We start from the raw sequence: 23,801 nt of genomic DNA, 5'->3' as shown, positions 1-23,801 counted from the left end.
GATGGAGAGCAAGCATATGACCGAACAGCAGATCAGCAAGCCCTGGTGGAAACAGTTGTGGCCTTGGCTCTTAATTAGCGGGCCAGCAGTGGCAATGATTGCTTGTGTGATTACGATTTGGCTTGCAGTAAATATGTATACGGATAAGCCTTTGCGGGATGGCGTAGTGAAGCAGGGTTTAAAGGTTGAGCAATTGAAAGATGCGCAGGTTCGCAAATGAAATATCGCTTACTCATATGGATTTTGTGGCCCTCATTCTTGGTTGCCGGTATGGCGGAGGGTTTGCTGTTTACCGTTATTCACCCGCAGGATTTATTGTTCTTTGGCTATCATCCAGATGTATCAGATGAGGGAATTTATACCATTGGGTTTTTCATTATTTGGACATTTTGCGCAGTCTCAAGCGCATTAACTGCTTATATATTGCCTGGCATTGAGTCATCCGAGAACAAAGAAATCGATCGCGGATTAATTTAGTGCTTACCCCTGTTTTACGGGGATGTCAGGGCTAACGCAGGCAGTTCTATCTGGGTTTGGTATGCCGGCCAGTTCGTAGAGTCCATTCATGTCAATCAGTTTGATATGACGTTGTTTAATTTGGATGAGCCCTGATTCAGCAAAGCGTGAGAGCATGCGGCTAACCGTCTCAATTTGAATGCCAAGATAGCTACCAATATCCACGCGACTCATCCGTAAATCAAATTCATTATTTAAATAACCGCGTGCTGCTAAGCGTTGCGAAAGACTTAATAGAAAAGCTGCCAATCGTTCCTCGGCGCGCATTGTGCCAAGAGACAGTAAATGACGTTGATCTTGAGTGAGTTCGCGACTCATAATGCGGTGAAACTGATTTTGCAGAACTGGTATTTGTCGTGCAAGATCCTCAAATGCATCGTAACGAATAATGCAGACGTCACTTTCTTCAAGTGCAATGGCGTCAGATTGGTAGTGACCATCCCCAATCCCATCTAATCCCAAAATTTCACCAGGTAGATGAAAGCCGATCACTTGTTGCCGACCATCTTGTAGGCAGTATTCAGTTTTGAGGGTACCAAAGCGGACGCTATAAACTGAGCTCAATGGATCGCCATGGCGATAGAGGCTTTCCCCTTTTTGTAAATGCACCCGCTCTTTCACGAGGGTATCGATTTTAGATACATCGCTAGAACTTAACCCCACTGGTAGACAAAACTGCCCCAAAACGCAAACCGAGCATTTGCTGGTAGGGGTATCGGTAGGCTTGTAATTCATATTGGGTTAATTATGCAGACAGTTTATTCTACTAGGGTGAACGATAGCCCTCACCTTTTTATATGTTGACCCTGAGCCTTTTGGTAGCAGTATTTTTGGGAGCGCTTGTCAGTGGCTGGCATTGCGCTTTGATGTGTGGTGGTATAGCCGCTGCAATTGAGCGTCCCGTGGCCTCTCAGGCGCCTTTGCGCCCCAAATCCCAGCTGATATACGACCAGCTTCTTATGCATTTCGGACGTGTCAGTACCTATGTTTTATTGGGGGCCCTTGCGGCTTGGGTTGGACTAGCACTATGGCAACAAAATGTGCTGCCAATCCAGCGCGCATTATTTGTATTGACCTCAATCTTGCTATCTTTCATGGGAGCTCGATTATTGGGTATGGATCGATCTAGCACGCGTATTGGTGGTGGCTGGCTTAGTGCTCAAGTTGCGAATTATTGGTCTAAGTATCTCGGCCGTTTTGCCAATAAACCGTCTCGCTGGTTTAGTGGAATGTTGTGGGGGCTTGTGCCCTGTGGATTGGTTTACGGCGTGCTGCCATTGGCGTTTCTATCTGGCGATGTATTGACTGGTGCAGCCATCATGCTCGCTTTTGGTTTGGGTACCTTACCAAACCTAGTATTAATCTCTAAATTTTCCGCAGCCTTAACTCAGTTTGGGCAATATGCATGGGTTCGATATTTTGCCGCTTTGCTGTTATTTATTGGTGCCGGGTTTGGTTTGTATAGGGCTTGGACTTTGCCTAGCGCATTGCTAAATGGTGGTTTCTGCCTTTCTTAGGCGCTACCCTTTTGGAGTTTTAAAGAACGCTAATTTTTGCGAGCGCGACAGGCGCTTTACTTGGGCTTCAGCTTTTGATGCAGCAGATCGATCTGGATGCTCTTGAGTTGCTAATAATTTAACCGGTCCGCGGGATCTTGTATAGCGTGCACCTTGCCCTAAATTATGGGCGTTAATGCGATGTTCAAGACGGTTTGTAATGCCAGCGTAGTAACTGCCGTCAGAGCACTCTAGAAGGTAAACAAACCAGGTCAAAATCAGGCCAAATTTGGGTTAAAAGGGGCTGTAAAAAGCCTTGAAATTCGTAATATAGCCCATATATCCTATAGATATAAATACATGGAATACATGAGGCAATAAAAATGAGAATAGATAAATTAACTACTAAATTTCAGCAAGCCTTGAGCGAGGCCCAGAGTATTGCTTTAGCTAAAGATAATCAATATATCGAGCCAGCCCATTTGTTATTAGCAATGTTACGTGACTCCGATGGTGCTGCAAAGAGTTTATTGACCCGTGCTGGGGTGAATATTTCTGGTCTTGAAAAAGGCGTAGAAAAGATCATTAATAACCTCCCGGAAGTGCAGGGCACCAGTGGTGAGGTTCAAGTAGGGCGAGACCTCGCAAATTGGCTTAACTTATGCGAAAAAGAAGCAAACAAACGCAATGACCAATTCATTGCTGGTGAGTTATTTTTACTGGTGGTGGCCGATGACAAGGGCGAGCTCGGTAAAGTTGCTCGTGAGAATGGTTTAAATCGTAAATCACTTGAAGCGGCGATTAATTTAGTCCGCGGAGGAGAGTCGGTGAATAGTGCAGATGCTGAAGGTCAACGTGAGGCCTTGAAAAAATATACCGTGGATTTAACGGAGCGCGCTCGTATGGGCAAGCTTGATCCTGTGATTGGTCGTGACGATGAAATCCGTCGCACCATTCAGATTCTGCAAAGACGCGGTAAAAATAACCCCGTCTTAATTGGTGAGCCAGGTGTAGGTAAAACAGCCATTGTGGAAGGTTTGGCGCAACGTATTGTGAATGGTGAAGTACCTGAAACACTGAAAGATAAACGTGTTTTGGTGTTAGATATGGCTTTGTTATTGGCGGGTGCGAAGTATCGCGGTGAATTTGAAGAACGTCTGAAAGCGGTTTTGAGTGATGTTGCTAAAGACGAAGGTCAGACGATCATCTTTATTGATGAGATTCACACGATGGTCGGCGCTGGTAAGAGTGATGGCGCTATGGATGCTGGCAATATGCTTAAGCCTGCTTTGGCACGTGGCGAATTGCATTGCATTGGCGCAACTACTTTGGATGAATATCGTAAGTACATCGAGAAGGATCCCGCGTTGGAGCGCCGCTTCCAAAAAGTGATGGTAGAAGAGCCAAGCGTAGAGGCAACTATTGCTATCTTGCGTGGCTTGCAAGAGCGTTATGAGTTACACCATGGAATCGAAATTACTGACCCAGCAATCGTAGCTGCTGCTGAGTTATCTCATCGTTACATTACCGACCGTTTTTTACCAGATAAGGCGATTGATTTGATCGATGAGGCTGGCTCACGTATTCGTATGGAGATTGATTCCAAGCCTGAAGTGATGGATAAGTTGGATCGCCGTTTGATTCAGCTCAAGATTGAACGTGAAGCAGTCAAAAAAGAGAAGGATGAAGCTTCGCAGAAGCGCCTTGCTTTGATTGAAGATGAGATCAAGCGTCTTGGTGCTGAGTATGCTGACTTAGAAGAGATTTGGAAGGCGGAGAAGGGTGCTGTATTAGGTGCCGCACATCTGAAAGAAGAGATTGAGAAGGTTCGTGCAGAAATCGCTAAGTTGCAACGTGAGGGCAAACTCGAAAAAGTTGCTGAATTGCAGTACGGAAAATTACCTGAGCTTGAGGCAAAGCTCAAATCTGCTGCTGCAGCTGAAGCAAAGGGCGATAAAGATGGTGTTGTGAAGAATAAACTTCTTCGGACGCAAGTTGGCGCTGAAGAGATTGCTGAAGTGGTTTCACGTGCGACAGGTATTCCTGTATCTAAGATGATGCAAGGCGAGCGTGACAAGCTCCTCAAAATGGAAGAGCTATTGCATAAGCGTGTAGTAGGACAAGATGAGGCTATTCGCGCAGTATCGGATGCGATTCGTCGTTCTCGTGCTGGTCTGGCTGAAGAGAATCGTCCTTATGGCTCATTCTTATTCTTGGGACCAACTGGAGTTGGTAAGACTGAGCTATGTAAAGCATTGGCTGGCTTCCTATTTGATAGCGAAGATCATTTAATTCGCATCGATATGAGTGAGTTTATGGAGAAGCATAGTGTTGCACGATTAATTGGCGCCCCTCCTGGTTATGTTGGCTATGAGGAGGGTGGTTATTTAACTGAGCAAGTCCGTCGTCATCCTTATAGCGTGATCTTGTTTGATGAAATCGAGAAAGCACATCCCGATGTCTTTAACGTACTCTTGCAAGTACTTGATGATGGACGTCTGACTGATGGTCAAGGCCGCACAGTCGACTTTAAAAATACGGTCATCGTGATGACTAGCAATATTGGCTCGCAGTTAATTCAATCTATGGCAGATAAGAAGCAAGCTGAGATTAAAGAAGCGGTTTTTGAAGAATTGAAGAATCACTTCCGTCCAGAATTCTTAAATCGCATTGATGAGATCGTAGTATTCCATGGTTTGGATAAAGACAATATTGCCAATATCGCAAAGATCTTGTTGAAGAATTTGTCGGAGCGCTTGGCGAGGGTAGATATGCAACTTGACGTGAGCGATGCTGCCTTAAGCAAGCTTGCCGAGGTTGGTTTCGATCCAATCTTTGGTGCGCGTCCATTAAAACGAGCCATCCAACAACACATCGAGAACCCTGTTTCTAAGATGATTTTGGAGGGTAAGTTTGGCCCTAAGGATGTTGTTCCAGTGGATGTGGACAAGAATGGCGAGTTTAGCTTTACCCGCCTAGTTCATTAAGATCTCATATTTTTTGCAGGAATCATCCTGCGCTAGTACACTCGGTACATGACTGTTGCGCTTAGTAGGCGTGCCAGTGATGTCCGGGTTATTAGTCTTATTAGCCTAGCGCACGGCAGCTCTCACTTTTTTCATTTAATTCTTCCACCAATGTTTCCTTGGTTGAAGAATGAGTTCGCACTCAATTACGCTGAGCTTGGGCTATTGATGTCCATCTTCTTTGTTGTCTCTTGCGTGGTGCAAGCATCTTCAGGGTTTTTGGTCGATCGTATTGGCGCAAGACCTATTCTATTTGCGGGTGTTGGTTTGTTGGCTTTGGCTGCTCTTGCTTATTCCCAAAGCAATGGATATTGGATGTTGGTGATGGGAGCGGTGATTGCGGGGTGTGGCAATGGCATTTTTCATCCAGTTGATTACACACTAATTAACCATAAAATCTCCCCGCCAAATTTACCTTATGCCTACTCAATGCATGGTGTAACAGGTTATTTGGGTTGGGCTGCAGCGCCAGCATTTATGGTGGGAATAGCGCAGATATCAGATTGGCGGATTGCTTTCTTATCGGCGGCACTATTGGAGGCTGCAATCCTATTAATTCTTTGGGTTAATAAGAGCCAACTGGTTGATAACGTCAAAGAGCGCCATGAGCATGACAAAGAAAATAATTTATCAAGCAAATCGGGTGCAAGTGCAGAAGGAGCGTTTGCGTTCTTAAGATTAAAAGCTGTTTGGTTATGCTGGATCTTCTTTTTCTTTAGCATGGCTTCTACCTCAAGCCTACAATCCTTTTCACCCAGTGCGCTGTTTAAGATCTATGACTTACCGGTTAATCTCGGTAATTACTACTTAACACTTTTGGCGCTCGGTAGTGCGGCAGGTGTTTTGGTCGGCGGATATCTGGCTGCCAAGTTGTATACCCCAGAGCGAATTGTGTCGAGTTTTCTTTCGATCACCATCATGATTTGTTTGCTTCTTTCAACGGGGTTCATGCCTTTGCAATTGATCCCAGTTATTTTCTGTGCATTGGGATTTGGTTATGGTGTTATTGCTCCCTCAAGAGATTTGTTGGTGAAATTAGCAACGCCAAAAGGTGTTGCTGGGCGCGTTTACGGTATCGTATATTCAGGAATTGATTTGGGTGCGGCTGTTGGGCCGTTTGTGTTCGGATTCTTTATGGATGCAGGACTACCAAAAGCACTCTTCATTGGAATCGCGCTATTTCAGTTGATGATTATTCCAACCGTATTTAAAGTTTCATCCACTACTCATAACCCTACTTAAATATTTCACGGGAGTTAGTGAAGGGCGGCTTTAATCTTCTTTGCAAAATCGACTGCATGTGGGTTATCTCCATGGATGCACAAAGTATCCGCTTGAATAGCAATCTCTTTTCCATCGATTGAGGTCACGACACCATCATTTGCCATTCTTAAGGCCTGTTTGAGTGCCTGCTCATCCTCTTCAATGACTGCGCCTGCTTGAGTGCGGGGAACTAAGAAGCCTTCTTGTGTATAGCGGCGATCAGCAAACACTTCTTGCCAAACAGGCACATTGATTTCTTTTGCCGCTGTAATGAGACAACTCCCTGCTAAGCCATACAAAATCACTTCGTTGCCTAGATCTTTTACGGCTTTTGCAATTCCGCGGGCAAGTTTGATATCTCGAGCCGCTTGGTTGTACAGAGCCCCGTGAGGTTTAACATGATGAAGTACTCCACCCGCCGCTTTTACAAATGCTTGCAGAGCGCCAGCTTGATAGAGTGTGTAGCGATAGGCATCTTGTTCTGAGATGGCCATTTCGCGCCTGCCAAAACCAGCTAGATCAGGCAGTCCTGGGTGCGCGCCAATGCGAACCTTTTTTTGGATAGCTAGATTCACTAACTTTTGCATGCGAGCAGGGTCACCGGCATGCCAGCCACAAGCAATGTTTGTGGAAGTAATGTAGTCAAGTAAAAGGGCATCATTGCCCATTTCCCAGGCCCCAAAACCTTCGCCCATATCGCTATTAATATCCATACAAATTTCCATTAGTTATCAATGATGGTCTGAATTGAATTTAAGGTTGATTCTTGCAACTTTACTGCCTCTGCGTTGATAGTGTCTGCTTCATCTAGATCGATTAATTGAAGCTGTAATTTATTACCAGGCTTTACTTGGGCTAATTTGATGAGGTCCGAGCGAATGACCTCTGCTAGACGTGGATAGCCTCCAGTTGTTTGGTGTTCGGCCAACATAATGATTGGTTCATGGGATGGAGGGAATTGCACCGTTCCATATGTAATGGCTTGAGACGGAATATTCGGTAAATCTTTTTTTACTTTGAAGTCGCCCTGCAAGCGCACACCCATGCGATTACTTTGATTGCTTACTGTCCAGACAGTAGACCAAAATAATTCACGCTCTTTTGCACTGAGAAATGATAAGTGCGGACCAGCTAAACAGCGGATTTGAGTATCTGAACTAGTTGGTAAAAATGGTGAACGAATATGCCACTTCGGATAGGTGGGCAGTGATTCTTCCTGATAAAGCGATTTTAGGAATGTGGATTTGAATGGCATCTTGGGATCCGCAAGCAATAGTTGATCTCCCTTTTCTAAACGTTTAGGTCCAATGTCTGCGCTAATGTGGGATCCAAAGCGACCTAATGTTTTGGGAAGATCTAATCCACCACCAATGGCGAGTATGGTTCTGAATCCTGGATTCAAAGCGGAAAATTTTAGGGTAGATCCTTTTGGAATCCATACAGGTCTATTACCTGGAATGCGTTGATTTTTCACAATCCCTTCGCAACTTGCGCCAACCCAAGCTACGCAAGCTGCCTCATGAAAAAGCAGGCTAGGGCCAGTAGAGGTCATTTCAATAGCTACTGTCTCTGGTGAATTGCCTACTAATGCATTTGCTAGATGTAGGGAAGTAATATCACAAGCACCTCCGGGGCCCACTGCCCAGTGAGAGAGACCCAAGCGTGGCTCATCTTGAATAGTGCTAAAAGTACCTGCTTGTAAAACTTCGACTGATGCTGCTGATGTATTTTTATCAAAGGATCGAATTACTTCTTTAGATGCTTTGGCATCATCTAGTTGACGAAATTGATCAAGTGAAATTTCTTCAATCTCCATTTGATCTCCAGCCATAAATAAGCCCGGCGGATCTTTATCGATATCAAATAACTTGTTGGGCGATCTACCAATAATGTTCCAGCCTCCAGGTGTGACGCGGGGGTAGATGGCAGTTTGTAATTCCGCAATTGCAACGCTTCCCTTAGGCACCGCTGGCCTAGGTGAAGCCAGTCTAGGTAAACGCAACTCAGGATTGAGTCCGCTGAAATAAGCGAATCCAGGCATAAAGCCCAAAATGTCTGCGGTATACAAACTGTTTTTATGTAGACGAACAACTTCTTCAGTTGATAGTTTGCAAGCTTTGCCAATGGCGGGTAAATCTAATCCGAGATCTGGGTGATAACAAACCTGAATCCGATGAATCTTGTTCGGACTTGTTTTGCGGTTTTTCTGTTTTTCAAATTGCCCTCCAATCTTTTTAAGATCTGCAAGCGCTTGCTCACGAATCGTTTTGGGATCTTCATTGGTGCATTGCAATTGAATAACGAGCGAATCTAGTCCTGGTACGATTTCAGATGCCCAGCTTGGTTGATTGGCAAAGAGAGCTTTACTGAGCGCATGAATGCTTTTGAGCGGCTCACTTGATTTTGAGAAATCTATTAATACGCTGTGGTCGCCAATGAGTGTGCAATGCATGATGATGTGAAATTAAGGGTTTACTCTAGTTTGCCCTATAAGCAGAATATTTAGGTTATAAATGCGTTACTCATTCGCTAATTTAAAGCCTAAAACAAAAAGGAGACAAAATGAGTCAACAAACAGATACTAGTCTGACCGGTTTCTATAAGGTCATGAACCCCAAAGAAAAGAAAACATTCTGGGGTTGCTTCTTGGGTTGGGCCTTAGATGGGATGGATTTCATGATCTATCCATTAGTCATTGGAACCATTATTGCTATCTGGCAAGTGGATCGCGGTATGGCTGGTTTAGCGGTAACGGGGACCTTGCTTGCTTCTGCATTCGGTGGATGGTTTGCTGGATATCTCGCTGACCGAATTGGTCGTGTCCGCACTTTGCAATTCACCATCTTATGGTTTTCCAGTTTTAGTTTGGTCTGCGCATTTACTCAAGACTTTAATCAACTCATGATTGCTCGCGCACTCTTGGGATTTGGTTTCGGTGGTGAGTGGGCAGCTGGCGCGGTATTGATGGGTGAAACCATTCGTGCAGAGTATCGCGGTCGCGCGGTTGGTACCGTGCAGTCTGCATGGGCAATCGGTTGGGGTGCTGCAGTTCTCTTGCAGGCCATCATGTTTAGCTTATTGCCAGCCGATATGGCATGGCGTGCAATGTTCGTGGTCGGTTTTTTCCCTGCATTGTTGCTTTTGTATATTCGTCGCCATGTGGATGAGCCAGAAATTGCAAAAGTTGCTCGTGAAAAAGTGGTTGCGGCAGGTCAAGCACCTTCTATCTTGGAAATCTTCAAGCCTGGTATTTTGAAAACTACTATCTTGGCTTCATTGCTGACCATGGGCGCGCAAGGTGGCTACTACGCTATTACCACTTGGGTGCCAACTTTTTTAAAGGCGGAACGTAAATTAACTGTAGTTGGATCGACTGGTTATCTAGCTTTCTTAATTGTAGGAAGCTTCATCGGTTATCTTGTGGGCGCATGGATGGCGGACCGTTACGGTCGCCGGAAGCTATTCATGACATTCTCACTTGGTGCGATTGTCTTGGTGATTGCATACACCCAGCTAGAAATTACTAATGAGATGATGATGTGGTTAGGCTTCCCATTGGGATTCTTCGCTAGCGGCTATTTCTCTGGTATGGGCGCATTCTTGACAGAATTATTCCCAACGCGTTTACGCGGATCTGGACAGGGCTTTTGCTATAACTTTGGTCGCGGCATCGGTGCTTTGTTCCCAGCATTAGTTGGCTACTTCTCGGCTCAATATGGATTAGCAATGGCAATTGCGATTTTTGCAGTGATTGCTTATGGCGTATTTTTTATTGCGGCAGTGATTCTTCCGGAGACTAAAGGACGAGAGTTGCAAGCCAATTAAGGAAGTCTGTGTCTGCAGTAGATATTCCGTTTTGCCCTGGACCGCCTGAACATCAGAGCGGTCCTTTTCCTTTTAATGTTCCCTATGGTGCAGTTGATACGCATGCCCATGTAATCAGTGCTGCCAGCTTTGTGCCTGATCGCTCATACACATCTCCGGAGGCAACCGAAGAGCAATATATTCGTATGCTCGATGAGGTTGGTATGACTTATGGTGTTCTGATTCAAGTGAGTGTGAATGGCCAAGATAACGAACCCATGCTTAGGGTGCTGAAGAGTCACCCAAAACGCTTACGTGGCGTCGCTGTTCCTCTGCTTAATCAGCCAGACGCTTATTACCAAAGAATGAAGGATGCTGGCGTTGTCGGCATTCGTATGAATTTGATGTTCTCTGGTGGTGGTTTAGACATTTCAAAATTGGAAGAGTGCGATGCTCTCGCCAGAGATTGGGGTTGGCATATTCAATTCTTATTGGATACAAATGATTTACCAGATCTGATGCCACGCATGCAAAAGATGCAATCGACTTTAGTAATTGATCATATGGGATATTTGCGTACATCAGTGGGAATGCAGTCAGCCGGTTTTGCAGCCCTGCTTGAGTTGGTTAAGGAGCGAGCTTGGGTAAAAGTATCAGGCGCATATCGTTTAACTGATGAACCACCCCCATACTTGGATGTGGTGCCATACGCTAAAGCGTTAATTGTTGCGGCACCAGATAGATGTGTGTGGGGCTCCGATTGGCCGCATGTTGCTAATTGGGGGGTCATGCCGCGAGTCGCGCAAATGCTGGAAAGTTTGGCTTTGTATGCTCCCGATGAGGAGCTACGCAATCGGATTCTCTGTAGCAACCCCCAACGTCTATATTTTTCATAATATGAAACTTCATTACGCTGCATAAAATGCGGTGCAACATGTATAGATATTTTTAATTCCGCAGGGCGGATACACATTCCGCATTACAAAAATATCTCCATAAGTAACTGAAAATTAAGGGTTAAATTTTTTTAAAAAAGATTGAAATAGATCTTGCCTGCTTGTTATATCTCTCTAAACTCTTATATAAGACATAAGACTTAAATCAGTTCTTAAGGCTCTTCGAATTTTTGAATTACTTGTTTAACTTAGGGAGAAAAACATGGCAGATCGCAAAGCTGAAATCGAAGCAATTCAGAAGGATTGGGATACCAATCCACGTTGGAAAGGCATCAAACGTGGCTATACAGCAGAGGACGTTGTACGTCTACGCGGCTCGTTAAAGATTGAGCATACATTAGCAAAGCATGGCGCTGAAAAATTGTGGGATCTCGTGAATAACGAAGCCTACGTAAATTGCTTAGGCGCATTGACCGGTGGTCAAGCAATGCAACAGGTTAAAGCAGGTATTCAGGCGATCTACTTGTCTGGTTGGCAGGTGGCTGCTGATGGAAACTCTTACGCAGCAATGTATCCCGATCAATCTTTGTATCCAGTAGATTCTGTTCCAAAGATGGTTGAGCGTATTAACAACTCATTCCAACGTGCTGATGAGATTCAAACTGCTAAAGGTATTGGCCCTGGCGATGCAGGATACATCGACTACTATGCGCCAATCGTTGCTGATGCTGAAGCTGGTTTCGGTGGTGTATTAAACGCTTTTGAATTGGCTAAAGCATTGATCAAACAAGGTGCTGCTGGTGTTCACTTTGAAGACCAACTCTCTTCTGTTAAGAAGTGCGGTCACTTAGGTGGTAAGGTATTGTTGCCAACTGGCGAGTCTGTACAGAAATTGATCGCAGCCCGCTTAGCTGCTGACGTAATGGGCGTGCCAACCATCATCTTGGCTCGTACCGATGCTGAAGCTGCTGATTTGTTGACATCTGATTACGATGAAAACGACAAGCCATTCTTGACTGGTGAGCGCACTGCAGAAGGTTTCTACAAGACTCGTAAAGGTTTGGATCAAGCAATTTCACGTGGTTTGGCTTACGCTGAATATGCTGATATGGTTTGGTGTGAAACCGGCACTCCTGATTTGGATTTTGCACGTCAATTCGCTGAAGCGATTCGTGCGAAGTTCCCAGGCAAGATGTTGGCATACAACTGCTCACCATCATTTAACTGGAAGAAGAACTTGGACGATGCAACGATTGCGAAGTTCCAACGTGAGTTGGGCGCAATGGGTTACAAGTATCAGTTCATTACTCTCGCTGGTATTCACTCAATGTGGTACAACATGTACGACTTGGCGCAAGATTACTCTAAGCGTGGCATGACTGCTTATGTTGAGAAAGTGCAAGAGCCAGAATTTGCAGCGCGTGATCGTGGTTACACCTTCGTATCACACCAGCAAGAAGTTGGTACTGGTTACTTTGATGATGTAACTACTGTAATTCAAGGTGGTAAGTCATCGGTTACAGCGTTGACTGGTTCCACTGAAGAAGAGCAGTTCCACTAAGAATCCCTAAGTAGTCTGTAGTAGCAGTAACACCCTTACTGCCGCGGCATCTAAATTACCTCACAAAGGTGACTTAGATGCCGTTTTCGTATACATTCATTGCATGACAAATTGCACACTTTGTAAGGATGAACTCAAGCCCGATGAGGGTGAGTTAATTTGGCGCGGCGATGATTGCCGAGTCATCATGGTGAATGATCCTGATTTGCCAGGGTTTTGTCGGGTAATCTGGAATCGCCATGTTCCTGAAATGTCTGACCTCACCTATGGCGAACGTGAACACATCATGTCTTTAGTGTTTGCGGTTGAAGAGGTTATTCGTGAGGTGATGGAGCCAGATAAAGTTAATCTTGCTGCCTTAGGCAATATGGTTCCTCACATTCATTGGCATGTCATTCCTCGATACCAGGATGATGATTATTTCCCGGGTTCACCATGGTCGGCGAAGGTGAGAGAAAGCTCAAAATCAGCGCTTGAGTCCAGAAGAGCGCTTGCCAAGAAGCTGCCCGCAATTATTCGTGATGCGATCTCGCAAATGTATTAAATTAATAGAAAATCAGCGCAAAGCTGAAAAGCGGCACAAATAATAAAAATAGATGGAGACAGGTAGTGATAAACAAAATTATTCCTGGCGTGGCGCAAGCCGTCCAAGATATAGCCGATGGTTCAACCATTTTGGTTTCAGGTTTTGGTGGTGCAGGCTTGCCAATATATTTATTGGATGCCCTTGCGGAACAGGGCGCAAAGAATCTCACCATCATCAGCAACAATGCCGGAAATTCAGGAATTGGTATTGCTAAGTTAATTGGTAAAGGCCAGGTTAAAAAAGTTGTTTGCTCATTTCCTCGTCAGCCAGAGTCTGGTGCTTTCGACGATTTGTATCGTGAGGGAAAAATTGAGCTGGAGTTAGTTCCGCAAGGTACCCTAGCCGAGCGGATACGCGCTGGTGGTGCTGGAATAGGTGGATTCTATACCCCTACTGGTTTTGGTACAGAGTTAGCTAAAGGAAAAGATACACGGATTATTGATGGCGTTGACCACATTTTTGAAACGGCAATCAAAGCGGACTATGCTCTTATCAAGGCTGACAAAGGGGATCGCTGGGGTAATTTAACTTATCATCGCACAGGTCGTAACTTCGGCCCCATTATGGCAACAGCTGCGCGTTGCACAATTGCGCAAGTCAATGAAGTTGTGGAATTGGGGCGGCTCGATCCTGAAGTGATCATCACCCCCGGAATTTTTGTAAAACGTGTTGTGCTAGTAGGAGGAAAATCATGATTGATCTCTCCAAAGTCAAAAAACGTACAACAGCGGATATTGCCAAGAGGATTGTTCAAGATATTCCTGACGGGGCACATGTCAATTTGGGCATTGGTCAACCCATGACCATTTCTAATTACCTACCTTCAGATAAAGAAATCCTCTTGCACTCGGAGAATGGGTTGCTTGGAATGGGCCCACTTGCTAAGGATCATGAGATTGATGAAGAGTTGGTGAATGCTGGCAAGCAGCCAGTCACGATGCTGCCGGGTGCATCTCTTTGTCACCATACAGATTCTTTTGTGATGATTCGTGGGGGCCATATTGATATCTGTGTATTGGGCGCCTTTCAGGTTTCCGTCAAAGGCGATATTGCGAATTGGCGCACGGGCGATCCTAAAGCCATCCCTGCAGTGGGTGGCGCGATGGATTTGGCTTTGGGCGCAAAGAAGTTATTTGTCATGATGGAGCATCTCACTAAATCTGGTGAGTCCAAACTCGTTCTAGAGTGCACTTATCCCTTAACTGCTTTAGCTGCTGTTGACTGCGTTTATACCGATTTGGCAACAATCGCTGTTACCCCTGAAGGGCTTGTTGCATTAGATTGGGTAGACGGTCTTAGTTTTGAAGAGCTGCAATCTTTAAGTGGCGTACCAATGATTCAGGGTTCGGCACAATAAATGAACGCGTGCCTTAGATCAATATTCATTCTTACTGCTTGGTTGTTTTCTGGAATTGTTTGCGCTCAAAGCAAAACGGATTACCCAAGTAAGCCCATTCATTTAATTGTCGGATTTTCTCCGGGAGGCTCCGCTGATACAGTTGGGCGCGCTTTGGCTGAAGGACTTTCACTTAGATTGGGTCAACCTGTTGTAGTTGAAAACAAGGCTGGTGCAAACGGAAACATCGCTGCTGAGTACGTAGCGCGATCACCAGCAGATGGTTATATTTTGTATTTCCCTTCAATTGGCCATGCTGTAAATGCTTCGCTCTACAAAAATCTTCCATATGATCCTGTGAAAGATTTCACGGCGATTGGCAGCGTGTTTTCAGCACCCAACATCCTCATCCTTCCTACAAACTCGCCTTATAAATCTGTAAATGAATTGATTGCAGCTGCAAAAGCAAATCCCGGCAAGCTTACTTTTGCTTCTAGTGGTAGCGGTACATCCGTTCATTTATCAGCAGTATTATTTGAAAAGATGGCTAAGATCGATATGATTCACGTGCCATATAAGGGTACTGGTAGTGCTATGCCAGATGTGATCTCAGGGCAAGTAGATATGAGTTTTCCAAACTTACCCAGTGGTTTACCGCATGTAAAGTCTGGCAGTCTACGAGCTCTTGGCGTTACTACTGCAAAGCGATCTAGTGCTGCACCTAATATTCCAACTATCGCTGAATCTGGGCTTCCAGGTTATGACATGGCGACTTGGTATGGTTTAGTGGCGCCAGCAAATTTACCAGTAGAAATTCGTAATCGAATTAATAAGGAGTTGCAGGGCATTCTAGTGGATCCTAAATTTAAGGATAAATTAATTGCGCAGGGTGCTGATCCAATGCCTGGAACTCCTGAACAATTTGCTACCTTTATTAAAAGTGAAATTGAGAAATGGCGTAAGTTAATTGCGCAGTCCCAAATTACGATTGATTAATAAGATAAGAGATATAGAAAGGCAATCAACATCCATGTCATTTGCTGCTAACAAATACGATGCTTGTATAGCGGGCATTTACGAGCACCCTCTGAGAGTTGCGCCAGATCATACGGTTGCACAATTGCATGCTGAAGTTGCTCAAGGTGCCTTGCAAGATGCAGGTCTCACTTTAGATGATGTAGATGGGTATTTCTGTGCTGGTGACGCGCCTGGAATGGGTCCAGTATCGATGGTTGACTATCTAGGATTAAAGAAATTACGCTATCTTGATTCGACGGATACTGGCGGATCTTCCTACTTAACGCACGTAAATCATGCTGCCCGCGCTATTGCTGCCGGTCAATGTAAGGTTGCCCTAATTACTTTGGCGGGCCGACCAAAATCAGAAGGATCCAGTGGCACACAAGTGCGTAGCCAATGGGCGAGTGCACCCGACTTTGCCTTCGAGAAACCTTATTCTCCAGCGCCATTGAATACCTATGCAATGTGCGCGATGCGTCACATGTATGAGTTTGGCACTACCAGTGAGCAATTGGCTTGGATTAAAGTGGCGGCCTCCCATCATGCGCAACACAATCCCAATGCCGCTTTGAAAGATGTATTAACAGTGGATGATGTTTTGAATTCGCCGATGATTGCAGATCCATTGCATCGCGCAGATTGTTGTGTTGTGACTGATAGTGGCGGCGCACTGGTAGTGGTGCATCCAGATATCGCTAAGAGCTTGAAGAAGCCAGTTGTCACCATGATGGGTGCTGGAGAAACAACGAAGGGTCAGATGGGTGGCAAGGTAGATCTGACTTATTCAGGGTTGGCATGGGCTGCACCTCTCGCATTTAAAGAGGCCAAACTGACGCCAGAGCAAATTCGTTATGCCTCTATTTATGACAGCTTCACTATTACCGTATTGATTCAGCTAGAAGATCTTGGGTTCTGCAAAAAAGGAGAAGGCGGTAAGTTTGTAGAAGGTGGTCAACTCATTTCTGGTAAAGGAAAATTAGCATTCAATACCGACGGCGGTGGTTTATGCAATAACCATCCAGCCAATCGAGGCGGAATGACTAAGGTCATTGAGGCAGTTAGACAGTTACGCGGAGAAGCACACCCAGCTGTACAAGTTCCCAATCTAGAGTTTGCGCTTGCATCTGGCATTGGCGGTGCATTAGGTACTCGTCACGGTGCTTCAGTGTTAATTATGGGGAGATTGCAATGAGCCAAGCAAATCAAAAGCAAGCAGAACATCGTTTGCCAAGTCCTGTTGCCAATCCTGAGAACAAAGCATTCCTCGAGGCAGCGCAGAAAGATGAACTTCTATTAAAGCATTGCAATTCTTGCAAGGAGTCTCATTACTATCCGCGCACCATTTGCCCCCACTGCGGTAGTGATGACACCACCTGGATCAAGTCAGCAGGGGTAGGAGAAATCTATTCTTATACCGTTATGAGGCGCGGTGTTGAGGTGCCTTTTGCAATGGCTTATGTCAAATTACAAGAGGGAATTTCTATGTTGACTCACCTGACCAATTGCGATTTTGATTCAATTCGAGTTGGGCAAAAGGTAAGGGTAGTGTTTCAAGAAACACAAGATGGTCAAAAGACCCATTTATTTGAACCCGTTTAATTCTTTGTATAGCGTTAACAAAGTTTCCTGAGGGCCTCGAGATAATTCTCGGGATTGAGGGGTTTGCCCTCCCTCTGCGATTCCCACATCACTTGTCCTAAGCATTCCATCATGAGATGTTGGGCTTCATGTTCCGAACCCAGTTTCTTACTCAGTTTTTCAGCAATCTCTTTGATGCCTGGTGGTTGGTTGATAGAAATTTGTTCACTAATCGATAGATGCATGGATAGATGCAAGAAGGGATTGGTTTCCCCGCGCTCTGGCGTGTAGTCTTGAGATAAAGCTCCCTCTGGGTCAGCTAATAGGGTGTGATATTCCGGATGCTGCGCAATCCAATCGCTGGCAAGTGTCTCCATCGCATCCAAAATCTGCCCTTCACTTTTTTTCTTCCAGGTATCACAGAAAAAGCGACGAACTTCTTCACGAGTGGGATTAAATAGAGCCACGAACTTTTCCTTTTGCCGTTTTCTGTTTGAATTCGCAGAGTGGCTCAACAATGCATTGGGCGCACTCGGGGTTGCGAGCTTTGCAAGTATATCTACCATGCAAGATAAGCCAATGATGCGCATCTAGAAGATACTCTTTTGGGACTCGCTTGAGCAATTGTTTCTCCACTTCCAGAACATCTTTTCCAGGCGCTAACCCGGTGCGATTGGATACCCTAAAGATATGAGTATCTACTGCGATGGTAGGTTGACCAAAAGCAGTATTGAGAATGACGTTGGCCGTTTTTCTACCAACACCAGGCAAAGCCTCAAGATCTTCCCTATTTTGTGGCACTTCTCCACCATGCTTTTCAATTAATAAGCGACAAGTCTCCTGAATATGTCTACCTTTGGCATTAAAAAGTCCAATATGTTGAATATAAGGACGTACACCTTCTTCGCCAAGATCAAGAATTGCTTGAGGGGTATTGGCGACTTTAAAAAGTTTGCGAGTTCCCTTGTTTACAGACACATCAGTAGCCTGAGCGGATAATAATACGGCAATGAGTAGCTCAAAAGGCGAGTTATATTCCAGCTCGGTAGTGGGTTTTGGATTGTTTGCTTTGAGTTGCTCAAAAAAAGCACGCCGCTTTTCTGGGTTCATCATGACTTTTGCTGAGCCCTCGCAATTGCTGCGGCAATAATTGCGCGCTTACGCTCTTTCTCTTTTTCTTCTTCGGCTGAGGAGGGTTGCTCTGCATTTACAGCGGCTAACTTAACCGCTGCTTTCTTAGCTAAACGCTCATCATTATCTTTTTGCTCCCGATCCAATCGCTGCTCACGATCATGGTAGCGCTGGCGTGCAAGCTGCGCTAAATCAGCACTCCATGCATCCCAACCAGTTTTTTCCTCTGTCACATTGATCATGGAGATGCAATCAACGGGGCACGGCGGAATACACAGATCGCAACCAGTGCACCAATCTGATAGCACCACATGCATTTGCTTCGAGGCACCTACGATTGCATCAACAGGACATGCTTGAATGCATAAGGTACAGCCGATACATTTTTGTGGGTCAATGAACGCGACTGCTCTTGGGCGCTCAATGCCACATTCTGGATTGATGTTTGGATGCAAATCAAATGCATCTTGTGGATAAATTGACGTCAAAACCTGACTGAGCCTTTTAATGCCCTCAACCCCGCCTGGTGGACACTGATTGGGAAGGGCTTCACCTTTAGCTAGTGCCTCGGCATATCCTCTGCAATCGGGGTAACCGCATTTAGTGCATTGGGTTTGAGGAAGAAGATCCTCTAGGCGATCAGCAAGCTCTTTCACCTTGTTGGTCTTCATGTATTGCGAGTTCCCAATTTAAATGAGAGACGCTAGGGTCTCTCATTTGTATTAATTAGCGCCGGATTTGCGTTTTTGAGGCTGATGCTCTCGAATAAAGGATTTAATTTTTGGATATACCTTTTCACGCCAGCGACGACCTGCGAAGATGCCGTAGTGACCAGCGCCAGCCACTTCGTAATGCGCTTTAGCTTCTTTAGGAATGCCGGCACATAAACCATGAGCTGATCGCGTTTGACCACTTCCAGAGATATCATCAAGCTCGCCCTCTACTGTGAGTAAGGCAGTCTTTTTAATATCTTCTGGTTTTACAAGCTTGCCTGCAACTTCCCAAGTCCCATTTGGCAATGCATAGTCCTGGAACACGGTTTTAATCGTATCGAGGTAGAACTTTGCATCTAAATCTAAAACAGCGTTGTATTCATCATAGAAACGAATATGAGCCTCGGCATCCTCTTCGTCGCCACGCACAAGATTGGTGAAGTAATCCCAATGTGATTGCAAATGGTTTTGAGGATTCATGGCGATAAAGCCAGTGTGTTGCAAGAAGCCTGGGTATACCCGACGACCAGCGCCTGGATAGGTTGGCGGAACCTTGTAAATGACGTGGCTCTCAAACCAATCATGCGATTTTTGTTCGGCCAAGTTGTTCACAGCAGTAGGCGACTTACGCGCATCAATCGGACCGCCCATCATGATCATTGAGGCAGGAGTTTTTTCACCAGCAGAAGCCATTAATGAAATAGCGCCTAAAGTAGGTACGGTAGGTTGGCAAACAGAAATCACATGTAAATTTTCTGCGCCGATAAAACGGATAAATTCTTGAACGTAGTGAACATAGTCATCTAGTCCAAATTCACCCTCGCTCACAGGAACATTGCGAGCATCAACCCAGTCGGTGATGTATACCTTGTGATCTTGCAAAAGTGTGCGGACGGTATCACGCAGCAAAGTTGCATGGTGACCTGAGAGTGGTGCCACGATCAAAACAGAAGGATCTTCTTTTAGTTTTTTGATTGTTTCAACGTCATCTGAGAAACGCTTAAAGCGAATCAAGTTACAAAATGGCTTTGTAACTTTAGTAATTTCATGAATAGCGACTTCATGTCCATGGGCAATAACGGAGCGAATGCCGAATTCTGGTTTTTTGTAGTTCTTGCCTAAACGATAGAGGAGCTCATAGCTGGCAGCCAGACGCTCAGAGCCTGGAACTTTTGATGCAGGGTTGGCCGCATTAATCAATGCCTCAGAAGCAGCGCGTGCCCATGAACTCATTGGTTGAAGTAAGGCTTTTTGGAACTCGTGTAACTGATAAAGCATGCTACCTCCTCTAAATCTTGATTACCGCATTAGGCCTATTACGCCAGCACGCGGGCAATTGCTTTAGCTACCTTATCAATATTTTTGGTATTGAGGGCAGCAACACAAATACGTCCAGTTGAAAGGGCATAAATGCCATCTTCTTTTTGCAATCGATCTACTTGTTCAGCGGTTAAGCCAGAATAAGAGAACATGCCGCGTTGTTTTTCAATAAAAGCGAAGTCCTGTTTAACACCAGCAGCAGCTAATTTTTGAACTAAGCCCTGACGCATTGCCTTAATACGATCACGCATTTCTGCTAACTCATCTTCCCAAAGTTGACGAAGTTCAGGTGAATTCAAAACCGCCGCAGCAATTGCGGCCCCATGGGTAGGTGGGTTTGAGTAGTTTGTACGAATGACACGCTTTAATTGAGAGAGAACGCGAGTGGACTCATCTTTACTTTGTGTCACGATGGATAAAGCCCCAACGCGCTCACCATATAGTGAGAATGATTTGGAGAAAGAGCTCGATACGAAGAAAGACATGCCAGACTCAGCAAAGAGGCGCACGGCGACACCGTCTTTATCAATGCCGTCTGCAAAGCCTTGATAAGCCATATCTAAGAATGGAATCAAACCTTTGTTTTTGCAGATGTCGATTACTTGACGCCATTGCGCCTCAGTAATATCTGCGCCTGTTGGGTTATGGCAGCAAGCGTGCAATAAGACAGTTGTATTTTTTGGGAAAGACTCAAGAGACTTCACCATGCCGTCAAAATCAACACCACGAGTTTTGCCATCAAAATAAGTGTACTCGAGCACTTCAAAACCAGCAGATTCAAAAATACCGCGATGGTTTTCCCAGGTAGGGTTGCTGATCGCGCAAGGAGCATTCAAATTCAAGCGCTTAAAAAAGTCAGCACCTACACGCAATGCACCGGTTCCGCCTAAGCACTCTGCTGTAACTACTCGGCCATCTTTAATTAATGCCGAATCCGAGCCAAATAATAGGTTTTGCACCGCAGTGTTGTACGGGTTTGGACCTTCGATTGGAATATAGCTACGTGGTGAGTGTTTTGCCACAATTGCTTCTTCAGCCTTAATAACCGCCTTCAAAAGAGGAACTTTGCCTTCGTCGGTGTAGTAAACGCCAACACCAAGGTTTACTTTGTCAGCGCGTTGATCGGCGACATAAGCTTCTGTGAGGCCAAAAATAGGGTCTTTTGGGGCTAATTGAACTGAGGCAAACAGGGTCATTTGGTTTCGAAAATGGTGGTTTAAGGATGGTTTTGTTATTAATTGACGTTAAATTAGGCTAAATTGTCTGTTTTTGTGTTCAGAGCTAACTATTTCTTAATAAGAACGGCAAAATCATTGTTTGTACAAAATTCGCTGTAAAGAATACTCACAGGTGAAATGATAGCCGAGATGCCCCCTAAGTTAAGTAAAACTGACCCAAAAAATGAGTCAAAAGTAGCTCAGAAAAAAGCTGGCTCCGATTCCCCTGAAAATGCAGGGCATGAGCTTGATCCGGCCAAATTTGTCAGTTTTCCAGACTCCCCTTATCAGCTATATCAGCCCTTCCCGCCAGCCGGTGACCAGCCTGCGGCTATCGATGCCTTGGTGGAGGGGGTTGAGGATGGTCTGACCTACCAAACATTGTTGGGGGTCACTGGATCTGGAAAGACCTTCACAATGGCAAATGTCATTGCTAGAACAGGGCGTCCGGCCATTGTTTTTGCCCCAAATAAGACCTTGGCGGCACAGCTTTATAGTGAATTTAGGGAGTTTTTCCCAAAAAATGCGGTCGAGTACTTTGTGAGCTACTACGACTATTACCAGCCGGAGGCCTATGTACCCCAGCGGGATCTCTTTATTGAGAAAGATTCCTCTATTAATGAGCACATCGAGCAAATGCGCTTATCGGCAACGAAGAGTCTTTTGGAGCGTCGCGATGTTGTGATCGTGGCAACAGTTTCAGCGATCTACGGTATTGGCAACCCTGGCGACTATCACAGCATGGTGATGACCTTGCGACCTGGCGACAAAATGAGTCAGCGCGATATTTTGACCAGATTGATCGCCATGCAGTATGAGCGCAACGAGATGGATTTTAAGCGTGGTGTATTTCGAGTGCGTGGCGACACCATTGATATCTTTCCGGCTGAACATAATGAACTAGCACTTCGAGTTGAATTATTTGATGATGAAGTGGAAAGCTTGCAGTTTTTTGATCCGCTTACTGGAAAGATTAGGCAAAAAATTCCGCGTTTTACTGTTTACCCAAGTTCGCATTATGTGACTCCTCGCGAAACTGTTTTGAAGGCTATTGAAACAATCAAAGAGGAATTGCGAATTCGTTTGGATGAGTTTGTTAAAGACGGGAAATTAGTTGAGGCTCAGCGACTAGAACAACGGACACGTTTTGATTTAGAAATGTTGAATGAGTTAGGTTTTTGTAAGGGGATTGAGAACTATTCACGTCACTTGTCTGGGGCTGCGCCAGGTGAGGCTCCGTCTACCTTAGTCGACTATTTACCAAATGACGCCCTAATGTTTTTAGATGAGAGCCATGTACTCATCGGACAGTTAAACGCCATGTATAACGGCGACAAATCTCGGAAACATACCTTGGTTGAGTTTGGTTTCCGCTTGCCATCTGCAATGGATAATCGCCCACTCAAATTCACCGAATTTGAAACCAAGATGCGTCAAACGATTTTTGTATCGGCAACTCCTGCTGAATACGAGAGTCAGCACCAAGGTCAAGTGGTTGAGCAAGTAGCTAGACCTACTGGTTTGGTTGATCCAGAAATTGAAGTGCTACCAGCAAGCACTCAGGTTGATGATTTGCTTAGCCAAATTCATGAGCGCGTCAAAGTTGGTGAGCGTGTCTTAGTCACAGTTCTTACAAAACGTATGGCAGAGCAATTGACTGATTTTCTCTCAGACAATGGAGTGAAAGTGCGTTATGTGCATTCTGATATTGATACCGTTGAGCGCGTTGAAATTTTGCGCGACCTGCGTTTAGGTGTGTTTGATGTATTGGTCGGTATTAATTTATTGAGAGAAGGTTTAGATATTCCCGAGGTATCTTTGGTGGCGATCTTGGACGCTGATAAAGAAGGCTTTTTGCGTTCGGAGCGCTCACTGATTCAAACAATCGGTCGTGCTGCTCGAAATGTCCGTGGTAAAGCAATCTTGTATGCCGATAAAGTGACTGATTCGATGCAAAGAGCAATGGGCGAGACGGAGCGTCGTCGCAGCAAACAAATTGCTTTCAATAAAACTCATGGAATCGAGCCAAAAGGGGTTCAAAAGCGTATTAAGGACATCATTGATGGCGTTTACGACGTTAAAGAGAAGCGTCAAGAAATGGCTATTGAGCAAGAGCGTGCTCACTATGAAGATATGAGTGAGAAAGAATTATCCAATGAAATCAAACGCTTAGAAAAGCAGATGATTGCTGAAGCCAAAAATCTCGAGTTTGAAAAAGCAGCCAATACGCGGGATCGACTCTCCAAGATCAAGGAGATGGCATTTGGGGCGCGATCTAGGGATCTTCTGGCTTAATTCGCATTTGCCTCATGGCTAATGGGGTTTTTTGAGATAATTC

Annotated in this window: 24 protein-coding genes; 15 read left to right on the top strand and 9 right to left on the bottom strand. The window is 45.1% G+C overall.

All coding sequences use genetic code 11. From position 1 onward, the window contains the following. The first annotated feature begins 16 nt into the window (after positions 1–16). Together NHB35_RS08140 and NHB35_RS08135 are read left to right on the top strand one after the other, a co-directional pair. Positions 17–220: a FixH family protein gene (locus NHB35_RS08140; protein ID WP_353431870.1), complete on the top strand. Its 204-nt coding sequence runs from the start codon at positions 17–19 to the stop codon at positions 218–220. Next, a complete protein-coding gene (locus NHB35_RS08135; RefSeq protein WP_353431869.1) occupies positions 217–477 on the top strand; it encodes a hypothetical protein in 261 nt (86 codons plus the stop codon). Before NHB35_RS08140 ends, NHB35_RS08135 begins: the two co-directional genes overlap by 4 nt. Before the next feature lie 3 nt (positions 478–480). Here the strand turns inward: NHB35_RS08135 and fnr are convergent, their stop codons facing one another. After that, on the bottom strand, positions 481–1,251 hold the full coding sequence (gene fnr / locus NHB35_RS08130) for a fumarate/nitrate reduction transcriptional regulator Fnr (RefSeq protein ID WP_353431868.1): 771 nt from the start codon (positions 1,249–1,251) through the stop codon (positions 481–483). Between the two features lie 62 nt (positions 1,252–1,313). Here fnr and NHB35_RS08125 point away from each other — a divergent pair, with 62 nt between their 5' ends. After that, positions 1,314–2,033: a sulfite exporter TauE/SafE family protein gene (locus NHB35_RS08125; protein ID WP_353431867.1), complete on the top strand. Its 720-nt coding sequence runs from the start codon at positions 1,314–1,316 to the stop codon at positions 2,031–2,033. A 3-nt stretch (positions 2,034–2,036) separates the two neighbouring features. Here the strand turns inward: NHB35_RS08125 and NHB35_RS08120 are convergent, their stop codons facing one another. Further along, complete coding sequence (locus NHB35_RS08120; RefSeq protein WP_353431866.1) at positions 2,037–2,288, bottom strand: GIY-YIG nuclease family protein; 252 nt, start codon at positions 2,286–2,288, stop codon at positions 2,037–2,039. Between the two features lie 107 nt (positions 2,289–2,395). Between NHB35_RS08120 and clpB the strand changes: the two genes are divergently transcribed. Next, positions 2,396–4,999: an ATP-dependent chaperone ClpB gene (gene clpB / locus NHB35_RS08115; RefSeq protein ID WP_353431865.1), complete on the top strand. Its 2,604-nt coding sequence runs from the start codon at positions 2,396–2,398 to the stop codon at positions 4,997–4,999. 48 nt (positions 5,000–5,047) lie between these two features. Next, positions 5,048–6,280 (top strand): MFS transporter, encoded by a 1,233-nt coding sequence (locus NHB35_RS08110; RefSeq protein WP_353431864.1) that lies wholly within the window; start codon positions 5,048–5,050, stop codon positions 6,278–6,280. A gap of 14 nt (positions 6,281–6,294) precedes the next feature. Here the strand turns inward: NHB35_RS08110 and NHB35_RS08105 are convergent, their stop codons facing one another. Both NHB35_RS08105 and NHB35_RS08100 read right to left on the bottom strand, forming a co-directional pair. Beyond that, the gene (locus NHB35_RS08105) at positions 6,295–7,026 is read right to left on the bottom strand and encodes a 5-oxoprolinase subunit PxpA (protein ID WP_353431863.1); all 732 of its coding nucleotides are present in this window, start codon (positions 7,024–7,026) and stop codon (positions 6,295–6,297) included. Then, positions 7,026–8,753: an urea amidolyase family protein gene (locus tag NHB35_RS08100; RefSeq protein WP_353431862.1), complete on the bottom strand. Its 1,728-nt coding sequence runs from the start codon at positions 8,751–8,753 to the stop codon at positions 7,026–7,028. The genes NHB35_RS08105 and NHB35_RS08100 overlap by 1 nt, the downstream gene beginning before the upstream one ends. A 110-nt stretch (positions 8,754–8,863) precedes the next feature. Here NHB35_RS08100 and NHB35_RS08095 point away from each other — a divergent pair, with 110 nt between their 5' ends. The 9 genes from NHB35_RS08095 (at position 8,864) to NHB35_RS08055 (ending at position 17,103) form a co-directional block, all read left to right on the top strand. Then, positions 8,864–10,126: an MFS transporter gene (locus tag NHB35_RS08095; RefSeq protein WP_353431861.1), complete on the top strand. Its 1,263-nt coding sequence runs from the start codon at positions 8,864–8,866 to the stop codon at positions 10,124–10,126. Between the two features lie 8 nt (positions 10,127–10,134). Then, on the top strand, positions 10,135–11,001 hold the full coding sequence (locus NHB35_RS08090) for an amidohydrolase family protein (RefSeq protein ID WP_353431860.1): 867 nt from the start codon (positions 10,135–10,137) through the stop codon (positions 10,999–11,001). Between the two features lie 262 nt (positions 11,002–11,263). Then, positions 11,264–12,562 (top strand): isocitrate lyase, encoded by a 1,299-nt coding sequence (aceA, locus tag NHB35_RS08085; protein WP_353431859.1) that lies wholly within the window; start codon positions 11,264–11,266, stop codon positions 12,560–12,562. Between the two features lie 103 nt (positions 12,563–12,665). Beyond that, the gene (locus tag NHB35_RS08080; protein ID WP_353431858.1) at positions 12,666–13,106 is read left to right on the top strand and encodes an HIT family protein; all 441 of its coding nucleotides are present in this window, start codon (positions 12,666–12,668) and stop codon (positions 13,104–13,106) included. Between the two features lie 65 nt (positions 13,107–13,171). Next, positions 13,172–13,843, top strand: a complete 672-nt coding sequence (locus NHB35_RS08075) for a 3-oxoacid CoA-transferase subunit A (RefSeq protein WP_353431857.1) — start codon at positions 13,172–13,174, stop codon at positions 13,841–13,843. Then, entirely contained in the window at positions 13,840–14,505 is a 666-nt protein-coding gene (locus NHB35_RS08070; protein ID WP_353431856.1) for a 3-oxoacid CoA-transferase subunit B, read from the top strand. The genes NHB35_RS08075 and NHB35_RS08070 overlap by 4 nt, the downstream gene beginning before the upstream one ends. After that, positions 14,506–15,480 (top strand): tripartite tricarboxylate transporter substrate binding protein, encoded by a 975-nt coding sequence (locus NHB35_RS08065; RefSeq protein ID WP_353431855.1) that lies wholly within the window; start codon positions 14,506–14,508, stop codon positions 15,478–15,480. A gap of 34 nt (positions 15,481–15,514) precedes the next feature. Further along, a complete protein-coding gene (locus NHB35_RS08060) occupies positions 15,515–16,696 on the top strand; it encodes a thiolase domain-containing protein (protein ID WP_353431854.1) in 1,182 nt (393 codons plus the stop codon). Beyond that, a complete protein-coding gene (locus tag NHB35_RS08055) occupies positions 16,693–17,103 on the top strand; it encodes an OB-fold domain-containing protein (RefSeq protein WP_353431853.1) in 411 nt (136 codons plus the stop codon). The genes NHB35_RS08060 and NHB35_RS08055 overlap by 4 nt, the downstream gene beginning before the upstream one ends. Before the next feature lie 14 nt (positions 17,104–17,117). On the opposite strand, the gene NHB35_RS08050 is transcribed toward NHB35_RS08055, so the two are convergent. Genes NHB35_RS08050 through NHB35_RS08030 form a run of 5 tightly spaced genes read right to left on the bottom strand, consistent with a single transcriptional unit; the run spans position 17,118 to position 21,442 of the window. Beyond that, complete coding sequence (locus tag NHB35_RS08050; protein WP_353431852.1) at positions 17,118–17,549, bottom strand: DUF1841 family protein; 432 nt, start codon at positions 17,547–17,549, stop codon at positions 17,118–17,120. Then, the gene (gene nth / locus NHB35_RS08045) at positions 17,536–18,192 is read right to left on the bottom strand and encodes an endonuclease III (RefSeq protein ID WP_353433430.1); all 657 of its coding nucleotides are present in this window, start codon (positions 18,190–18,192) and stop codon (positions 17,536–17,538) included. The genes NHB35_RS08050 and nth overlap by 14 nt, the downstream gene beginning before the upstream one ends. Continuing rightward, entirely contained in the window at positions 18,192–18,884 is a 693-nt protein-coding gene (gene rsxB / locus NHB35_RS08040) for an electron transport complex subunit RsxB (RefSeq protein WP_353431851.1), read from the bottom strand. Before rsxB ends, nth begins: the two co-directional genes overlap by 1 nt. 51 nt (positions 18,885–18,935) lie before the next feature. Next, a complete protein-coding gene (gene phaZ / locus NHB35_RS08035; protein WP_353431850.1) occupies positions 18,936–20,204 on the bottom strand; it encodes a polyhydroxyalkanoate depolymerase in 1,269 nt (422 codons plus the stop codon). Between the two features lie 38 nt (positions 20,205–20,242). Further along, entirely contained in the window at positions 20,243–21,442 is a 1,200-nt protein-coding gene (locus NHB35_RS08030; RefSeq protein WP_353431849.1) for an amino acid aminotransferase, read from the bottom strand. A 159-nt stretch (positions 21,443–21,601) separates the two neighbouring features. Here NHB35_RS08030 and uvrB point away from each other — a divergent pair, with 159 nt between their 5' ends. After that, positions 21,602–23,758: an excinuclease ABC subunit UvrB gene (gene uvrB / locus NHB35_RS08025; protein ID WP_353431848.1), complete on the top strand. Its 2,157-nt coding sequence runs from the start codon at positions 21,602–21,604 to the stop codon at positions 23,756–23,758. Positions 23,759–23,801: the final 43 nt, after the last annotated feature.

It is taken from the genome of Polynucleobacter sp. MWH-UH23A (genome assembly GCF_040409805.1).
GTDB lineage: Bacteria > Pseudomonadota > Gammaproteobacteria > Burkholderiales > Burkholderiaceae > Polynucleobacter.
The sequence above is the reverse complement of the archived record's forward strand: the minus strand, read 5'-3'. Positions and strand labels throughout refer to the sequence as shown.